General features: G+C 40.6%; 13 protein-coding genes and 4 pseudogenes. 10 read left to right on the forward strand and 7 right to left on the reverse strand.

Features of this window, described 5'->3' with window-relative positions:
• Positions 1 to 175 precede the first annotated feature (175 nt).
• Together RS130_RS14960 and RS130_RS14965 are read right to left on the reverse strand one after the other, a co-directional pair.
• On the reverse strand, positions 176 to 1,735 hold the full coding sequence (locus tag RS130_RS14960) for an EAL domain-containing protein (RefSeq protein ID WP_316026585.1): 1,560 nt from the start codon (positions 1,733 to 1,735) through the stop codon (positions 176 to 178).
• Positions 1,686 to 2,486 carry a hypothetical protein gene (locus RS130_RS14965; RefSeq protein WP_316026586.1) on the reverse strand — a complete coding sequence of 267 codons (801 nt, stop codon included), beginning with the start codon at positions 2,484 to 2,486 and terminating at the stop codon, positions 1,686 to 1,688. The genes RS130_RS14960 and RS130_RS14965 overlap by 50 nt, the downstream gene beginning before the upstream one ends.
• A gap of 508 nt (positions 2,487 to 2,994) precedes the next feature.
• Between RS130_RS14965 and RS130_RS14970 the strand changes: the two genes are divergently transcribed.
• From RS130_RS14970 to egtD, 4 genes are all read left to right on the forward strand, one after another.
• The gene (locus RS130_RS14970; protein WP_316026587.1) at positions 2,995 to 4,176 is read left to right on the forward strand and encodes a multidrug effflux MFS transporter; all 1,182 of its coding nucleotides are present in this window, start codon (positions 2,995 to 2,997) and stop codon (positions 4,174 to 4,176) included.
• 193 nt (positions 4,177 to 4,369) lie between these two features.
• Positions 4,370 to 5,095, forward strand: coding sequence for a DinB family protein (locus RS130_RS14975; RefSeq protein ID WP_316026588.1), 726 nt, complete (start codon positions 4,370 to 4,372; stop codon positions 5,093 to 5,095).
• The gene (locus tag RS130_RS14980; protein WP_316026589.1) at positions 5,010 to 5,747 is read left to right on the forward strand and encodes an SUMF1/EgtB/PvdO family nonheme iron enzyme; all 738 of its coding nucleotides are present in this window, start codon (positions 5,010 to 5,012) and stop codon (positions 5,745 to 5,747) included. The genes RS130_RS14975 and RS130_RS14980 overlap by 86 nt, the downstream gene beginning before the upstream one ends.
• A 1-nt stretch (position 5,748) precedes the next feature.
• Positions 5,749 to 6,717, forward strand: a complete 969-nt coding sequence (gene egtD / locus RS130_RS14985; RefSeq protein WP_316026590.1) for an L-histidine N(alpha)-methyltransferase — start codon at positions 5,749 to 5,751, stop codon at positions 6,715 to 6,717.
• A 45-nt stretch (positions 6,718 to 6,762) separates the two neighbouring features.
• On the opposite strand, the gene RS130_RS14990 is transcribed toward egtD, so the two are convergent.
• The 3 genes and pseudogenes from RS130_RS14990 to RS130_RS15000 all read right to left on the reverse strand — a co-directional run bounded on the left by RS130_RS14990 (position 6,763) and on the right by RS130_RS15000 (position 8,960).
• Positions 6,763 to 7,650 carry a LysR family transcriptional regulator gene (locus RS130_RS14990; protein WP_316026591.1) on the reverse strand — a complete coding sequence of 296 codons (888 nt, stop codon included), beginning with the start codon at positions 7,648 to 7,650 and terminating at the stop codon, positions 6,763 to 6,765.
• Between the two features lie 135 nt (positions 7,651 to 7,785).
• A complete protein-coding gene (locus RS130_RS14995; RefSeq protein WP_316026592.1) occupies positions 7,786 to 8,478 on the reverse strand; it encodes a pirin family protein in 693 nt (230 codons plus the stop codon).
• Between the two features lie 34 nt (positions 8,479 to 8,512).
• Positions 8,513 to 8,960, reverse strand: a pseudogene (locus RS130_RS15000) (DoxX family protein).
• Positions 8,961 to 9,245: 285 nt separating this feature from the next.
• Here RS130_RS15000 and RS130_RS15005 point away from each other — a divergent pair.
• The 3 genes and pseudogenes from RS130_RS15005 (at position 9,246) to RS130_RS15010 (ending at position 11,275) form a co-directional block, all read left to right on the forward strand.
• Positions 9,246 to 9,863, forward strand: a complete 618-nt coding sequence (locus tag RS130_RS15005; RefSeq protein WP_316026593.1) for a 3'-5' exonuclease — start codon at positions 9,246 to 9,248, stop codon at positions 9,861 to 9,863.
• 240 nt (positions 9,864 to 10,103) lie between these two features.
• Positions 10,104 to 10,193, forward strand: a pseudogene (locus tag RS130_RS23865) (Type I secretion system protein TolC); the annotation flags it as partial.
• 98 nt (positions 10,194 to 10,291) lie between these two features.
• Positions 10,292 to 11,275: a transposase gene (locus RS130_RS15010; protein WP_316026594.1), complete on the forward strand. Its 984-nt coding sequence runs from the start codon at positions 10,292 to 10,294 to the stop codon at positions 11,273 to 11,275.
• A 424-nt stretch (positions 11,276 to 11,699) separates the two neighbouring features.
• On the opposite strand, the gene RS130_RS15015 is transcribed toward RS130_RS15010, so the two are convergent.
• Complete coding sequence (locus RS130_RS15015; protein WP_316026595.1) at positions 11,700 to 12,833, reverse strand: aldose epimerase family protein; 1,134 nt, start codon at positions 12,831 to 12,833, stop codon at positions 11,700 to 11,702.
• A gap of 378 nt (positions 12,834 to 13,211) precedes the next feature.
• Between RS130_RS15015 and RS130_RS15020 the strand changes: the two are divergent.
• From RS130_RS15020 to RS130_RS15030, 3 genes and pseudogenes are all read left to right on the forward strand, one after another.
• Positions 13,212 to 15,980: pseudogene (locus RS130_RS15020) on the forward strand (TonB-dependent receptor).
• A 92-nt stretch (positions 15,981 to 16,072) separates the two neighbouring features.
• A complete protein-coding gene (locus RS130_RS15025) occupies positions 16,073 to 17,626 on the forward strand; it encodes a tryptophan halogenase family protein (RefSeq protein ID WP_316026596.1) in 1,554 nt (517 codons plus the stop codon).
• A 29-nt stretch (positions 17,627 to 17,655) separates the two neighbouring features.
• Positions 17,656 to 18,375, forward strand: coding sequence for a SapC family protein (locus RS130_RS15030; RefSeq protein WP_316026597.1), 720 nt, complete (start codon positions 17,656 to 17,658; stop codon positions 18,373 to 18,375).
• 27 nt (positions 18,376 to 18,402) lie between these two features.
• Here the strand turns inward: RS130_RS15030 and RS130_RS15035 are convergent.
• Positions 18,403 to 18,926, reverse strand: a pseudogene (locus RS130_RS15035) (DUF2062 domain-containing protein).
• Positions 18,927 to 18,990: the final 64 nt, after the last annotated feature.

An 18,990-nucleotide genomic window follows, 5' to 3' on the forward strand; every position in this document is an offset into this window, starting at 1 on the left:
TCGTTATATCTAAGTAACCTGAACCCTAGATAAGCTAAGGTTATTCAGACAAAGCATATCAAATCATTCAGTTATATGGATATTGTTCAGCTTAGACGATATTTATTATCCAGAACTCAGGTTAACTACTGTTTTATGTCTTTGGCGAACGTCCCATTACCGAGTGAAATGTGTGTTAACTGTGACCCTTAAATGGCCCAATAGCATTGTATTCCGGTGCAGCATGACGATTATCAAAAACATTTTTTGATTTAAGGATAAGCTCGATTTTCTCGCTAGCTAGAGGTTTTGCAAATACGTATCCTTGAAAATTAGCACAACCTAGTTTTAGCAATTTATCAACTTCGTCTAAACTCTCGGTGCCTTCAGCTAGCACGTCAATATTCAAGACTTTACACATCGCAATCATTGCTTCGACAACTTTTGATTTTCGTTCGTCAAGATGAATATCGCTAATAAATTGTCTATCAATCTTGACGCTTTTTACTGGATAAGATATCAACTTTGCTAAACCTGAATAGCCTTTGCCAAAGTCATCTAAACAAATAGTAAAGCCCCAATTCGTTAGGGTTGAGGTGGTACTTAGCGCCTTTCCTGTATCACTACTAATTGCCGACTCAGTGAGTTCTAGTTCTAGCAACTTGGGATTAAGCTTTCTTTGTAATAACGACTGCACAAGGTGTTGTTGAAAGGAATCTTGATCAAGATCAATTGCTGAAATATTTAGCGCGATAGGTACCAAATCAATATCTAGTTTTTGCCATAGTAGAATTTGCTGGCAAATATTGGTTATTAGCCACTGCGTAATTTTTGGCACTAAGCCAGAATTTTCTGCTATGGGTATAAAAATCGCAGGTGATACAAAACCTATTACTGGAGAATGCCAACGTAGTAGTGCCTCTAATCCAATCAAGCTGCCGTCTGCTTTGACTTTAGGTTGATAAACCACTTGTAGTTCGTCTGCCAAAATGGCCTCTTCCAGTAGAATATTTATTTCTTGATGTTCAATAAATTGCTTTTGGCTGGAGGTTTCGTAAAAGTTAATTTTAGCGAGCGTGGAATCTACTGCGTATAGAGCGTTATTGATTAGTTTCTCGGCTCGGCATTGGGCTGAATCAGGAAAAGAAATCCCTGCTTTAAGGTCAATAGGGATATGCTGTTCATCTATCTCGATAGTTTTAGGCAGTTGATTGATAAACGAACTGATGGTGTTTGTCACTTGCATGATAGATATCTGACAAACAACAGTTAGATTTGTGTTATCTATCGATGCTATGTAACTCTTGACGTCTCGCCTCAATTGCCAATACTTTGCTAATGCTTTGATTAAAAGTGGTAATATTTTAAAACTGTATTTTTGTGCGATAAACTGTGCATTGTTTATTTTGAAGGCTAGAACACACAATTCAGTGTTGTTTGCGTCGAGCAAGTTATCGAGCTTACCTTCTAACCAGGTCCGATTGGCCAAGCCCGTTTCTTTATTGTATTTATATTGTCGATTAATCACTGTTTGTGCGGCAAGGGTTTTGTGCAACATGACTTTTGCCGTTACATCATGGATGGTTAAAATGAAATGTTCGTCGTTGAAAAAGGTACTGCGAACTAGCTTAAAGGCTTTCATTTTTCCATTGATACTGCGATTCACCATCATTTCACCGGGACTGTCTGGAAAATCATCAAATAAATCAGATATAGACACCTTGCTGTGATGTTGTAGTGGATCGTAATGCAGCAACTTTTTTCGCCGCTAAGTTTATTTCGATAATGACATCATTCTGATCAATCACGAACTTGGCGACATTCGTTTCAACAAACAAAGCTCGATAAAAATCATTTTGAGTTTGCAGACTTTGGTTTTTATCAACTAACTCCTTATTCAAACGTCTTGCCGCTAAACTTGAACGGGCGATACCTAAGGGGGCGCATATATTGAAGAATATGAATATTAAGCTCATAACGTATAGGTTTGCATATTCAAAGGGCGGGTGAGGGGGAAAATACTGACTGAACTGAAACCCTGTTAGCAAAGCGGCGAAAGGCAAGATGTTGATTGCCATACAAATAAAGCCCACTCTTGGGCCTAAAAGAATAAAAGCACCTAAGGGTAATGAAAAAATAAATACCGGCCCAAACAAGGCTAACAAAGGGCTTTGTGCAACTAAATTGATTGAAACTGATGCGGCTACAATTGTGACTAACATGCTATACGCGCAGGCAATGTAATACTTACTTGAAAACCATAGTTGTAATGCTGCGCCAATATAAAACGCTAAAGTAAGTGGGATAATGTAATAAAGGTTAATTTCTGCGGCACTGATACTGCTATGTAGCGCAATACCAGAATAGGAGATAAAACCTGTGATTATCATTATACGTAGCGCACTAATTCGCCATTTTTCTATGCCATTTTGATTGCCGTCTAGATCAGAAAGCATGATATAAGTGACAAATTTTTCGATGAAATACCTAAGCCATGATTGAACCATTTACTTACCTATACATTGCTAGTTTCTTTGACTTGAGGGTATCTGTCACTCTTTGGTAACTTATTAATATTAAACATTATTTCTATTTCCTATACAAGATGATTCTATTTGGGGTTACATTTTGTAGCAGTTTATTTAGGTGATAGTTATCGTGGTTTTTTTGGGGGGGAGGTACCTATTGTTAAGGTGTTATAGCTTGTTCGCTACCACAATTTTAGCTACCAGTAACACCGCCAGTGGCATATAAATTTTGCTTAAAGGGTTTCACCTTAGCGAACTCATATTAGTATGAACGTTTTGCAAACTTTGTGTTTGCGCGGTATTTGTAATTCGGTATCACGTATTTAGCTAAACCAATTGTGGCAACGCGCGGCTTGTTCGTACGAAAGTTGTACAATTAGCCGTAATTTTATTCCCTGATGAGCAACATACCTCTGGTAGTGGTTATTAAATTTTAACTATCACTGGCAATAACGTAACATGCATCGCTAATTCACAGGAGAGCTCGATGCAAAGTAAAACCCTATTGCCATTACTAATTTTAATGGTGATTTTTAGCCCTTTGGCGATTGATATATTTTTACCCGCATTACCTGTTATGGCAAAAGAATTTTCTGTGTCATTAACACAAATGCAAGCCAGTATTACCGTTTTTATCTTAAGTATGGGGTTTGGACAAATTTTAAGTGGTCCGCTAGCTGATCGTTATGGTAGAAGGCCAGTGGCCATAGGCGGAATATTAATTTATGGTGTGGCTGCTATCCTCGCTGCCATGGCAACGAATGTGGAGTTATTGTTACTAAGCCGTCTAGCTCAAGGTCTAGGAGCCTGCGCCATTGTGGTTGCTGCCTTTGCCTGTGTGCGGGATAAATACAATGCGCTGCAAAGTGGTGCAATGTATAGTTATCTAAATAGTGCGATTTGTTGTATTCCAGCATTGGCTCCGTTGTTAGGCAGTCTGTTAACTGAAAAATTTGGTTGGCGAAGTAATTTTGAATTTATGGCAATTTACGCTGCAGTAGCCGGCGCTATTATTATCTTTAGTCTAAAAGAGAGCCGTCCTCAAGATACTGTTCAGCATAAGAAACTAGTAACTGTCGCTCGCTATTTTCCCATATTGAAACACCCAGTCTTTATATTTCATGCCTTACTCGTTATGTTAGCTATGGCTATTATTCTCGCTTATGTGAGTAGCTCGCCAGCTTGGTTGATGGCTCGACTTGGTTTAAGCCAAGCAGAGTTTGTGTTTTGGTTTAGTATTAATGCTGCGTTAAATATTGTGGCTTGTGTTATCGCCCCCAAATGTTTAACCAAATGGGGGGCAAGGGCGACGATTGGCGCGGGGATGCTAATGTTGATCCTGGCGGGATTGTTAATGTTAGCGCTACTTGGGGTAAATGAGCCATTGGGCTTTATGCTGCCAGTGATGATAAGTTCGTTAGGTTTCTCTCTGTTAATGGGAGCATGCTCAGGACAAGCTTTAGCCCCATTTGGCGATAAAGCAGGTACCGCATCAGCGTTGCTAGGTTTTATCCAAATGAGTGGTGCAGCAGTTATAGTAGGGTTGTTACAAATGCTGCCGATTAACGAGGCAGAGCAACTGACCGTATTGATGTTGTGTACTTTGCCCGTGTATATTTTATGGAAATTACCGGTCGTTAAAAAGCGTATTACTCTCGATGCCTATTGATGGTTACCCATTGATATAGCTTATTCATGCTAGGTATCTTGGGGGCTGGCGCTGAGGGAACAAGTCCCCTTATTTTAGCGCGAGTCCATAGTCGTAAGCGAATAATTTTACGCTATGGCGTAGTGTTTCATTAAATATTCATCTAAGCAGGTAATAATGGGAGAATTCATGTGACAAAAAGATCTATATAATTATGAATGAAATTTTAAAAGCGCGAGCGCCAACCACTGATTTGGATCTTCGAAATAGCGTTAGGCGTGAGCCGGGTTACGAGCCTAAGGACAGACTGTCACTTGAGGCCACTGAATCATCTATAGTTGATCGCTTTTGCGCTCGCAGGCATTACAGTCTGGCGTTAATTAACACACTTTCTGCAGAAGATATGCAACTGCAATCCATGCCAGATACCAGTCCCACCAAATGGCATTTAGCTCACACTACTTGGTTTTTTGAACAGTTTATTCTAGTAAGCTACATTAACAATTATCAGTCGCCACAACCGCAATTTAATTATTTGTTCAATTCATATTACGAGCAAAAAGGTCAGCGTCATCCGCGTTCACAAAGGGGCATGTTGAGTCGCCCTTCGCTAGAACAAGTATTGGCCTATCGAGAGCAAATCAACAAAGGCATATGTGATTTATTGCAGAAACCTGAATTATTGGCAAACGAGTCTCGCCTAGAATTAATGGCACTAGTTGAGCTTGGCATGCATCACGAAATGCAGCATCAAGAGTTGATGTTGACCGATATCTTACACTGCCTGTCTCAAAATCCCTTATATCCTGCAGTATTTAGTGCAAAGTCCGCTTCTGGGCAAGGCAAAGAATTAGTTGATTCGGGTTCGAATCAATTTAGTTTTCACCCAGAGTGGGCTGCAGGAGTTTGGTGTAAAACAACAATCGGGCTTTTATTTTGATTGTGAAGGGCCAAGGCACAAAGCTTACGTCAACCCTTTTGCTATGGCTAAAGGTTTAGTCACTAATGGGGACTGGCTAGCGTTTATTCTTGATGGCGGCTATAACAAGCCAACACTATGGTTATCCGATGGATGGGCTTGGGCTCAAAAACAGGATTGGCAAAGTCCACTCTATTGGCGTAAGCAAGGGCATGATTGGTATCAATTTACCTTACATGGCTTGCAACCTTTGGATATGTCTGCACCGGTTTGTCATATCAGTTTCTACGAGGCTGACGCTTATGCACAGTGGAAAGGGTGTCGTTTACCCAGCGAATATGAGTGGGAATTATTCGCTCGTGACTTAACGATTGCCGGTAACTTTTCAGAAAACCACATATTCACCCCACAGATCTCTGACAAACCTGGCGATATGCAATTGTATGGGGATGTGTGGGAATGGACTCGTAGTCCGTATACTCCTTATCCTGGCTATCAAATACCAGAGGGAGCAGTGGGCGAGTATAACGGCAAGTTTATGTCCGGACAATATGTGCTGCGTGGGGGCTCGTGCGTCACGCCTATTGAGCAAATGCGCGCCACCTATAGAACCTTTTTTTACCCTCATCAACGCTGGCAATTTATGGGTCTGCGTTTGGCTAAGGATTGTTAATATGTCAATACCACCAGCAACTCAAGCGATACAAACTATCGAAAGTGTGTTCGAACAACAATTGATATCAGAAATTACTGCTAATTTAAAAGCGGATCAAAAGAGTATTTCATCGAAGTTTTTCTATGACGCGATTGGTTCGGATTTGTTTGATCAAATTTGCCACTTGCCGGAATACTACCCCTATCGCACAGAAATGAACATGTTACCCAAGATTGCCGCGGATATGGCTGCACTAGTTAAACAACCTATAGAATTGGTTGAATTTGGCGCGGGTAGCCTAACTAAAATTCGTATTCTATTAAAAAGCATCAACATGATTCAATCTGTGGTGCCTATAGATATTGCACAAACACACTTACAAAAAGCCGCAGATGCGCTAGCGCGAGATTACCCTGAAGTCGCTGTATCACCGATATTTGCAGACTTTACCCAGCCCCTAGCTCTGCAATCACATAATACTTTACCCAAGTTGGGTTTTTTCCCAGGATCGACAATTGGAAATTTCAATCGAGAATTTGCCTTACAGTTTTTACAGCGAATTCGTCGAACCTTGGGAGACAACAGCCAGTTATTGATTGGAGTTGATACTAAAAAGTCAGCACAAGTATTGCATCGAGCCTACAATGACCAAGCGGGTATTACCGCGAAATTTAATCTCAATATTTTATCTCACCTCAATCATATTGCGAACGCCAATTTTGATTTGCAAAAATTTGAACATTACGCTTTTTACAATCCCCATTTTAGTCGAATTGAGATGCATTTAGTGAGCCAAGTTGAGCAAAGTGTTGTTATCAATAATAAGCCAATCGACTTACATTTAGGAGAAACCATTCATACTGAAAACTCCTACAAGTACCGCCCCGATGAGTTCATCCATTTGGCGCGCATGGCTGGCTGGACAATTCAACAAGAATGGTTGGCTGAAGATGATATGTTTTCGGTATTTCTGTTCGATGCCTTGTAATAAACGCTGATACTCTGAACCACAAAATTGCAATCAGTTATCCCGCTAGAACCATGTTTGATTGAGTTGTTGGCAGAACCACTTTAGGGCTTTGCCTTGTTGGCCTTTGATTGTTGCAAAATATACTGGAATAGGTGGGCGGGGAATAGCACACGCTTTAGATAGCAGTGTGCCGTCTTCGAGCTGTTTATGGATAAGGTGTAACGGTAGAAATCCTACGCCTACACCTTGTACTTGAGCTTGAATTTTACTTTGCATATTGTTCACTCTAATTGTTTGTTTACTATCAAATATACCTGATGAACGAGAAGGTAGGGTACGGGAGCTGTCGGCTACTACAATGCTTGGATATTGTTTTATGTGATGGCCATCTATGACATCAACAATGTCTGCTAGCGGGTGATCTTTAGCTACCGCAAAAACAAATTCAATTGAGCCCATAAGTTGTACATCAAATTGTCCTTTGGGCAATTCACCGGTTAAGCCGATGGCGATGTCTGCTCGTTTTGTATGTAATGCGTCCCATCCACCACCAAGTGCTTCTTCTATAATATTTATCTCTACTTGTTTGTTGAGTTGGCAGAATTTGCTTATGATGGTAAAAAATTGTTGCTCAGGAATAACCGTATCTTTGGCAATGGTCAACGATGTCTCCCAGCCTGACTCAAATTGACGGACCTTTTCTTCAAGTCTATGAGTGGCATTGAGTAACGTTCTACCTTCTTCCAACACTAATTTACCTGCTGGAGTAAGAACTGCACGTTTAGCACTGCGATCAAACAGTGCTACTCCCAATTCTGTTTCTAATTTTTGAATAGTGTAGGTAAGGGCAGAAGGCACCTTAAACAGTGCGTCAGCTGCCGCAGCAAAACTGCCTTTTTGCTGGATAGCGTCGAGTACTCTAATGGCATCTAGGGTGATAGCGTTACGCATAGTGGTTTGTATTCCTTGCTTAATTAACTTCGTCCACAGTGGGATCTGTGGCTTCGGGTAACCCTGATGCATAAGCACGAAATGTAAAAGTAAAAAACATACAAACAAAACGGCAACAAGATAACTCTGCTAATTCTATGGTAAATCAAATACCAAGGCCTCTAAAGGTTGCGGGGCATTATTTTTAAGTTGTGCCTCGGTTAAGCCTGACAATTTGATACCATCTCCAGCCGTCAATATATGCTCGTTTAGCTTTAGTTCACCTTCCACCACTTGAATATAAACTTTGCGTTTATTGTCAATTATTAAGGGCTGATCGGTGCCAGCAGCTAAATATAAATGACTAATTGTGGCATTTTGCTTAATCTTCAACGTACCATTTTCCCCTGTAGGGGTGATTACGGCAGTTAGTCCTTGAGTTTGACCGAAGTCTTTTTGTTGATAATCGGGGCTCCCCACGCTTTCAGGTTCAATCCAAATTTGCAGTAAGGTTAATTGCTCAGAGTCAGAAGCATTGTATTCGCTATGAGTAATCCCTTTGCCTGCAGACATCAGTTGGAACTCTCCCTTGGGTAATTGTTTTACATTACCCATACTGTCCTTGTGTTCAATTGTACCTTGAGTGACAAAGGTAATAATCTCCATATCTTTGTGACCATGGGTGCCAAAGCCAGCGCTAGGCTTTATTGTATCGTCATTAATCACTCTTAATACTGAAAAGCCCATATGCTGGGGATCGTAATATGAACCGAAAGAAAATGAATGCTTGCTGTCTAGCCAATCAAAACTGACTTGACCTCTGGCGTTAGACTTTCTTACTTCAATCATAATTGACTCCTAATTTTTAATTAGTCTACCCGTCTTAAGCCAATTTATTGGTTAAGTATTGGTCCACTGCCATTTTACCCGAACCTGATAGCAGCAAAGACACTGACACGGCAAATAGTGCCAAGCCGAATTCGTAGCCATTGTTTGCCATGAATAGTCCATTTTGAATATGGACCGACATAATAGCGACCAGCATAGTGATGCTTAGCACCAACGCTGTAGGGCGAGTGAGCAGGCCAATAAGTAAGAATATGCCCCCAAAAAACTCGGCACAACCAGCCAGTAATGCCATTAAGTAGTCAAGGCTCCAAACCAATAGAAGCCATCCATTGGCCTGTACTTTCTAGACCATAGCCACCAAATGCGGCAAATAGTTTTTGGGCGCCGTGTGCGATAAACGTGATCCCTACGGGTATGCGCAGCGCTAAAGGGGCTAACTCTGCACGTGACGAGAGTAGGGTATGTAGATGTTTTTTATTCATAATAGGCTCTTTAAGTTAAAAATATTAAACTAATAATAGGTGCTGATTAATTATCAAAACTTAATATATCGGCTTTGTTTAGCTAAGAATAGCGGAATATTTTGGCTTGTTAGTTCAATAAATTTGAATGATAAAGAAGCATGCGCTTGCTATGGTCAAACTGTCGGCTAGCCAGTATTGGTTTTTGTAGTTCACAGCTTAATTGAGTTAATATTATTGACTCAATTGACTAGGCATTACATTAGTTGTTGCAAATTAACAAAATAACGAAAGTAAGCAGTGGATATGAGTGACGCAGATACGGTAATAGTGCTGGATTTCGAAACGACTGGGTTGTCACCTGATTACGGCGATCGGGCTATAGAAATTGGGGCGGTGAAAATACAAAACGGTATTATTGTAGATAGGTTTCAAGCCTTAATGAATCCTGGCAAACCGATTAGCCGATTTATCGAAGACTATACGGGCATAACCAATCAAATGCTAACAATGGCGGCTCCATGCGATGAAGTGATGGAGCAATTTGCTGATTTTATAGCTGGTTTTAACTTAGTTGCGCATAATGCGTCATTTGATAAACGTTTTTTAGATGCAGAGTTAAGCAATATTTACAGGCCTTATTCGGGGCAATTTTCATGCTCAATGCTAGTGGCGCGAAGATTGTTTCAACAAGCTCCTAGCCATAAGTTAAGTAGTTTGGTTGCATTAAACAATATACAAGTGGAAGGCGAGTTTCACCGAGCTTTATTCGATGCAGAGATGACCGCTAAGTTGTGGTTAGTGATGCTGGAGCAGCTCTCTAATCGATTCGCCTTAGTAACTGTGCCGTTCCAGTTGACGCAAAAGTTGAGCAAAACTCCCAAAAAACAAGTGCATAAATTACTAAAGAGCTACCAAATCTAACCGGATCAACCTAGTGTCAGTCATACATTTTGTAGTTTTGGAGTCAAATTATATCCGACAAGCGGCTTAGTAGAATCAGCAGACGGTCGAAGAGTCAGGTTACTTATTCTATTTATCTAGACACCCACGATAAGCACCCACTAGACATATTTATCTAGACACCCACGATAAGCAAATAAAACATTGAGTTTTTAGATTGTCGGACTAAGCTTAATTTACGTTGTTTGAAGGGAGTAAATCATGCCTAGGTCTCGTTCATCTCAAGTTTCTTTAATTGATACGCCTTATTATCATTGTGTTTCACGTTGTGTTCGTCGCTGTTTTTTGTGCAATCATATTTAACTAGACACCCACGATAAGCAAATAAAACATTGAGTTTTTAGATTGTCGGACTAAGCTTGATTTACGTTGTTTGAAGGGAGTCAATCATGCCTAGGTCTCGTTCATCTCAAGTTTCTTTAATCGATACGCCTTATTATCATTGTGTTTCACGTTGTGTTCGTCGCTGTTTTTTGTGCGGTGTAGATGATTATTCAGGTCAAAGTTACGAACATAGGCGGGGGTGGGTAGAAGAGCGATTATTGCTTTTGGCGTCTGTATTCGCGATAGATATCAGTGCTTATGCGGTCATGAGTAATCATGTGCATGTGGTGCTATTTGTTGATAAAGCGACAGCGGATAATTGGAGCCTAAAACAGGTACTTGAACATTGGCATCAATTACACAAAGGTACATTACTCAGTCAAAAGTACTTACGAGAAGAGGCGCTCACACATAGTGAGATGTTGACCCTAACCGAGACCGCAGAAATCTATCGCCAACGCTTATACGACATCAGTTGGTTTATGGGAAATCTCAATGAATACGTCGCCCGTGAAGCCAACAAAGAAGATGGTTGTACCGGTCGCTTCTGGGAAGGACGGTTTACATCTCAAGCGTTACTTGATGAATCAGCGGTACTCGCCTGCATGGCTTATGTCGACTTAAACCCTGTGCGAGCGAAAATAGCAAGTACGCCAGAAACGTCCAAACACACCAGTATTCAAAAGCGCGTGAAAGCCATGCAAAAGAGGACAGCCCAGCCTCATCAACTCCTGCCCTTTATTGGCAATTATCAACAAAGCATGGGTAAAGGCATTGCCTACAGCCTAAAGGACTATTGTGAATTGGTAGATTGCACAGGTCGCTGTATTCGTGAAGATAAAGCAGGACAGATAGACCATAAACATAACCCGATACTTGAAAGATTAGGGTTATCAGACGCACAATGGCTTACCCTCACCACAGAGTTCGAACAACATTTTTGCTACGCCGCTGGCGCTGAGCAAATGATGCATCAATTCAAAGCTCACACCGGCCACCAGCGAATGCGCGGCATGAGCAAGTCAAAAACCTTACTCAAACGCGCTTAAGGTAAACACCATCACCAAGGACAAACACAGTCATCGCAAGGTGAGGTAACCATGTATTTACAAAACCAATAAAACCGCAAATATTTGCGACTTCTATCACAAACATCGAGTTCTGTAACACTCCCCAAAGCAAAGCTAAATAACTTGCAGTTTGAATGGTTATATTTGTATTGAAATTTATGATGGGTGTCTATATAACCGAAATAACTTGCAGTTTGAATGGTTATATTTGCATTGAAATTTATGATGGGTGTCTAGGTAAAAAGGGGGAAGTTTATCAAGTTAATGGGAGAAAACACGGATGTGATTTACTGAATATTAGTTTGCTAAGGCCCAGTGATTTTGCAGGTTGAATTTTGATCTATTGCTTTGGTTTGCCCTGTACTTGTCGCCCAGCGCTACGCTGGGCGTTTGTTTATTCAGCCTACCAACTTAGTTTGAAAACGGTGGTTTCTTGATAACTTTCATTAGGCTTAAGTATGCTTCTTGGGGAGTTCGGAATATTAGGGCCATTTTGATATTTAGAGGTTTCAATGCAGAATGCTTTAAATTGACCATATTGTGTGCCATCTTCACGTTGCAAATTATCTGAAGTGTAACGGCCAGTATATAAAAGTGTGCTTGGCTCTGTTGTTAGTACTTCTAATGTGCGGCCACTGCTTTGCTCAGTGATTAGCGCAATTGATTGTAGTGTTTTTTGCGGGTTATCAAATACATAAAAATGTTCGAAACCCATAGGTAGTTCGTTAAAAGCATCACCAATTCGTTTCGCTTGTATAAAGTCGGCAGCTGTTCCTTTGACAGGCGCTAAGGTTCCATCAGCCAAACCAGAAGCATCTGGTTTTAAATAGTGTTGACTATTAAGTTGTAACTGATGGTCGAGAATGTCACTACTAAAACCATTTAAATTAAAGTATGTATGGTTTGTCAACGAGAAAGGCGTAGCTTGATCGGTATTGGCAGTGTAATGGATGCTTAGTTCGTTGTCGTTGTTAAGTTGATACTCAACCGATACCTTGACCGTTCCGGGATAACCTTGGTCGCCATCTGGGCTGGTTAAGCTCAATTTTAGTGCTACATAGTCTTGGGTTTGAGATGTTTGGGCCTCCCACATTTGACGATCAAATCCTACCGCACCACCATGTAAGTGATGGTTCCCCATATTTTTGTCTAAATGATAAGTTTTGTTATTCAAGGTAAAAGTAGCATTTTTCATTACAGACGCATAACGACCAATCGTTCCGCCGAAGTAGGGGGAGTTGTTTATATATTCCTCACTAAAATAGCTATCAAACTGATCAAAACCTGCGGTAATTGAACCTAGTTTTCCGTTTTTATCTGGAATAATTATATTGGTGACAGTCGCGCCGTAGTCGGTGATCTTAACCGTCATATTATGATTATTTTTCAGGGTGAAAAGTGACACGCTTTTGCCTTGGTGCTCACCAAATGTAGATTGTGTAATTGATAAGTCTGTGGACTCTTTCGTTCCACAATTTGTCAGCATGAGAATACAAAATCCGCTGGTTAAAACTTTTGTAACAAATTTGAACATCATTAACTTTCCGTTGTAATTGTGTTCTTTATGTTAAAGGCTATTATTAAATTCGTAAAGGTATATTGTTTGTTGTATTTAGTTGACAATGATAAGTGCCTTTATATAGCGAGTCACTGTCATCGACATGGCATCCGTTGATGCTGGACACCTGTAATAACACTAAGTCGTCATCTTTTAGGTATGAATACGATATATAAATGATGTATTTTATAGATAAAATTATGTGTAATTAAATTGACTTGATAGGGTTATTTACACATAAATTAAATTTAATTGTTAACAATTAAATTTAATTTATGTATTATTTGTTACGTGACACTCACATTCCAATAACGTTCTATTAAAAGACAAAAACGCCTTAAGGCAACGAGGAAGTAGATGGTTAATCATAATTTCAAACTTAATTCGATACTTATATCTATGATGTTAGCTGTGGGCAGTAATGCTCAAGCGCAAGAAACGAGTGACGAGACAGAAGTCATCAATGTCACAGGTATTAGAGGTTCATTAGCTAGTGCCGCCAATATAAAGCGTGAATCATCGGGTGTGGTAGATGCCATTACCGCTGAAGACATTGGTAAATTTCCAGATACAAACTTAGCCGAATCTTTGCAACGTATTACCGGCGTATCCATCGATCGAACGAATAACGAAGGTAACCAAGTAACTGTCCGTGGTTTCGGCCCTAGCTTTAATTTGGTAACGTTAAACGGTCGTCAAATGCCTAATTCATCGGCATTAGCATCTGCTGGTATTTCTCGTAGCTTTAACTTCCGTGAAATTGGCGCTGAAACGGTTTCAGCCGTTGAGGTTCATAAAACAGGCCGTGCTGATATCAACTCGGGTGGCATCGGTGCCACTATCGATATTCAAACCGCCAAACCTTTAGATTATGATGGATTTAAAGCCGCTGGTAGCGCTAAAGCCGTGGTAGATACCAGTGTTGATACGGGGAGTTCTGTTACGCCTGAAGTTTCAGCCATGGTGAGCAATACTTTTGCCGACGATACCTTTGGTGTGTTATTGGCTATTTCTCATGCAGAGCGTGATAGTCACACAGACCGAATCGGTACTCAAGGTGGGTGGGCGACGGGTTATCCCGGGCAATCCAATCCGGACACCAGTGCAATTGATACGTCTAGAAATCCAGATCTAAACACATGGCGTGTACCGACTGTTGATTTAGATGCGCAGAATACTGAGCGTGAAAGACAGAATGCCCAATTGGTTCTGCAATGGGCACCAAATGAAGATATTACCGCGACTTTTGATTACGTTTTATCTCGACTAGATGAAAAAGTACCATGAACCGCACAAGCTTTTGGTTTGACAATGTTCAGACTGGTAAAGCTGACGTAAACGGTACCATTATTAATCCAGCTCGAGAAAATGACGAACTTAACTTTTGGGCTTGGGAGTATGCATTTGAAACTGAAAATGACTCGCTAGGCTTAAATCTAGAGTGGCAAGCTTCAGAAAGTCTAGGTTTCAATTTTGATGTTCATCGTTCTACTTCACATGCAAACCCAGGTGGTTTACCTGCGGAAGTGGTGACCAATTTAAAAAATCCATTTGGTGACGCTGCGCCAGTTACCATCATGGCTGATTTTTCAAATGATATGCCTTCGGTCAGTTATGATGACTCGGCATTACCGGGCGGGGCATTTAATCAAGCCAACATAGTAGGGGATTTGTACCAAGAGCGGGGATACGAAATCGAGAATACGATCACGCAATTGCAAATAGATGGTCGTTGGGAAAACTTAGGTGATGGCGCACTAGTAGCAATTAACTTTGGTTTATCAAATACCCTATACGAAGTGGACACCGATAATATTTACAGCGCGAACTTTGCCTTAGGCAATGGTAATGTAGCAGAAGATCTAGATATCTCAGATTTAGATATTACCTTCTCAGCCTGATGCGATAGGCTTTGATCAACGCTCTACTTTTAGTGCCGCACAATTTATGGACTTGGTCCGAGATCAAGGGTTATATAACCCAGCGAGCCATAGCAGAAATGGTATCGAAGAAGATACAACAGCATTGTATGTGTCTTTTGATTTTGATACTGACTTCAATGGTATGCCATTTACGGCAAATATTGGTTTACGTCGTGAGAGTACCGATGTCACGTCTTACTCTTTGCTTAAGCCAACAGTAGGCTTTAATTGGATAACACCATTACAAATGTCAGCAATTTTAGCTGATGACGAAGTAACCACTAATTTGGATGGGAAATATAGCCATTATTTACCAAGTATGAATTTTAGCTTGGAATTGATGGATGACTTAGTTGCGCGTATTTCATATAGCAATACCATAGCCCGCAGTAATATTAGCTCTTTGTTCCCTGCTACTAGTTTAAACCTACATCGTTCGGGTGGACCATTTAAGGCATCAGAGGGTAATCCAAACTTACTACCTTATGAGGCGAAAAACCTCGACCTTTCAGTAGAATGGTACTATGACGAAGGTAGTTATATTTCTCTAGGTCACTTTAGAAAAGAAGTCGATAATTTTATCGCAGTACGAGAGGAAGAGCGTACGATAGAAGGCCCTAACGGTCTATTGACTGATCCATCTGTTAATCCTCGTGGCAACTGCCCAGAAGGAACTGTGGCTGAGCCAGTAGCCGCTTGTGTATCGCAACCGACCGATCCTGTGATTGTGTGGGAGTTCTCAGTCCCGCAAAATATTGACTCAACAGAAGTAAATGGTTGGGAGTTTAATGTACAACATATGTTTGGTGAGTCAGGTTTTGGGGCGATTGCTAACTATACCTTAGTGAATGAAACGGACGTATATAATCCATATAGTTTAGTGAATGATTTTGCGTTAACTGGTTTGAGTGATTCTGCCAACTTAGTGGGCTTTTACGAAAAAGAAGCATTTTCGATTCGAGTGGCCTACAACTGGCGTGATGAGTTCTTGTTAAAAGGAGGTACATCACCCACATTTACCGAAGCCTATTCGCAAATCGATATTTCGGCTAGCTATGATATAAATGATACGGTGTCTGTATTTATTGATGGGATCAATATTACCGATGAAGCAACCCGCCGACATAGTCGATTCTCCAATCAAATAGTCGATTATGAAGAGTACGGCCCGCGTTATAACATTGGTGTGCGTGCTACGTTTTAATGATTAGTTATTAGTAGTAAAAAAGGTAGGGTAGCCATTATTTGGCTACCCTTTTTTGCTTTATGCAAAAGGTGGAATGTTGAGGTAAATACATGTCTAAACCGATTAAGTCAATTGTTATTGTTGGTGGTGGCACCGCTGGTTGGCTAACCGCTGGCACTATTGCGGCAAAGTTAAAACAGCAGAACAAGCAAGGCTGTAGCATAACGTTAATTGAATCTCCAAACGTACCCATAATTGGCGTTGGTGAAGGCACTTGGCCCACCATGCGTCGTACCTTAAAAAAAATGGGAATACGCGAAACAGATTTTATTCGTCAGTGCAATGTGACCTTTAAACAAGGTGCAAAGTTTGCCAAATGGGTAACAGGCACAGAAGATGATTTTTATTATCACCCTTTAGTGTTACCGCAAGATTTCGACAATTTTAATATGGCGGAGTATTTTAATAACCAAGGTGCTCAGCAAGCATTTTCACCATTAGTTTGTCCTCAAGATGCCTTATGTGAAGTAGGTAAAGCCCCAAAACTGATTACTACGGCAGAATACGCTGGTGTAGCAAACTATGCTTATCACCTTGATGCCGGTTCATTTTCGACATTTTTACAACAGCACTGCGTTAAAAATTTAATGGTTAATCATGTACTTGATCATGTGGTTAAGGTTAATAATGCAGAAAATGGTGATATTTGTTCGTTAACTACTCAACAACATGGTGAGCTAAAAGCGGATTTATTTGTTGATTGCACGGGATTTAAATCCTTGTTGTTAGGTGAAAACCAACAAGTGCCGTTTAAGTCCTGCGCTGATGTTTTATTTGTTGATAAAGCCCTAGCGTTGCATGTCCCTTACCCAGAAAAACAAAGCCCAATCGCTTCACATACTATTTCTACTGCGCAAAGTAACGGTTGGATATGGGATATTGGTTTACAAACTCGTCGGGGTGTCGGCCATGTTTACTCAAGTCGTCATACGAGTTCAGATAACGCACATCAGGAGTTATTGGATTACGTTGGTCAAAGTGTGTCGTCTCCTGAAAAATTATCAGTACGAGAAATTGATATTGAAGCTGGTCATCGAGAGGTGTTTTGGAAAAGAAACTGTGTTGCTGTTGGCCTTTCTGCAGGTTTCTTAGAGCCACTTGAGGCGTCAGCATTGGTTTTGGTAGAAACATCTGCCGAAATGATAGCAGAGCAATTACCCGTTAATCGGCAAACTATGGATATAGTGGCAAAACGTTTTAATAATACGTTTTTGTACCGATGGCAACGTATAATCGATTTCCTTAAATTGCACTATATGTTGAGTCAACGCACCGACAGTCAATTTTGGCTCGATCATCGTGATCCTGCAACCATTCCTGATAGTTTAAAAGAACTATTAACTTTGTGGCGTTATCATGTGCCTTGGCATGATGATTTTGAGCATGTCAAAGAGGTGTTTCCAGCAGCAAGCTATCAATACGTGCTATATGGAATGGGATTTAAAACAGAGTCGAGTCATTTAGGCGTGTCTAATAGTTATCAGGAAATGGCCGAATCTCTCGTTGAAATGAATCTCCAGCAAACCCAAAAGTTACTAGACATTTTGCCAAGTAATAGAGAACTATTAAACAAGATCCATCGTTACGGGTTACAACCCATTTAACATTACTACATTAGAATCAGGAGTACACATTGGCTGGTTATACGATTTTAGACCCAAAGCAACATCAAGACTTGAAAATTATCACTACGAAGAGTGCTGAGCTTGGTGATAGTCACCATATCATTCCAGTATTGGCTGAGGAACTTAGAGCCCTCGTCGCTGAGTATCCCATTTGTTTCATAAAAGACAATCAAACAGGACAGTTTGGTCTTAATGTCTTGACCGGATTTGAGCTAGGCGAAAACTTGTTCTTACAAGCACAAGCGTGGAATGCGAGCTATGTACCTTTACATATTAGACGACAACCTTTTATGGTGGGTATTAAGGGCGAGGAAGGAGATACGCCGACTCCTGACAATACGATAGTGACGATCAATTTAGACAGTCCAAAAGTAAATAAAGAGCAAGGTGAAGCATTATTCGACGAAGACGCTAAGCCAACAGAATTGTTAAGTCAAGTGAATAGAATGTTAGTTAACCTAGTACAAGGTATACCTCGCACTGAAGCCTTTGTGAAAAGTTTACTAGAGCACGACTTGTTGATGCCAGTTAAGTTAGACCTAGCTTTAGCAAGTGGTGAAAAGAAAAGCTTTACTGGCTTGTACAATATTAACGAAGAGAAACTTGCCACTTTGAGCGGTGATACATTGCAGACTTTTCACCAAAAGGGCTATTTACAGGCCTGCCATTTAATCATGGCCTCGTTCGGACAAGTACAAAAACTCATTGCTTGGAAGAATAAAGCTTAAACAATAACTAGAACCTTTGGCTGTTTATCAATGTTTGGAGCAACGTTTTGCTAAGCGTTGTTTCCAAGCTTTAGTAACTGATAGACGCCAAAGATAGTTCAGCCCAAAATAGCCTAAAAAACTAAAGGTAACAGAACAGATAATACAGCCTAGTAACAAAGTAGGCCCAATCGTTTCCATACTTTGCACTACCCAATGCCAACTCAATTCAAACGCAAACTCTTGTGGGGAGACCCCATTACTGCCGCGCCGACTAAATAGGCACCGTAAAAAACGGGTGGCATAGTAAACGGATTGGTTAACCATACGGTTGCGATAGACATGGGTAAATTTACCCTAAAAGGTATGGCAAAACCTGCTGCTAACCACATCTGAAATGGCACTGGCCAGAATGCAAAAAATAACCCTAAAGCAAAGGCTCCCGTAGCTGAGCGCCTATTCAAATGCCACAAATTTGGGTCGTGCAACAAGGTACCAAAAATAGAAAGAAACTTTTGCTCCTTCACTTTTTGGTGGCTTGGTAGAAATCGGTTAATAAACTTTTTCAGAATAATTCTCTATACTTAATTTCTATTGAAGAAATGGAATTCAATATGTCTACTATGACGTTCAAAC

The sequence above is a fragment of the Paraglaciecola aquimarina genome, assembly GCF_032464635.1.
Lineage (GTDB): Bacteria > Pseudomonadota > Gammaproteobacteria > Enterobacterales > Alteromonadaceae > Paraglaciecola > Paraglaciecola aquimarina.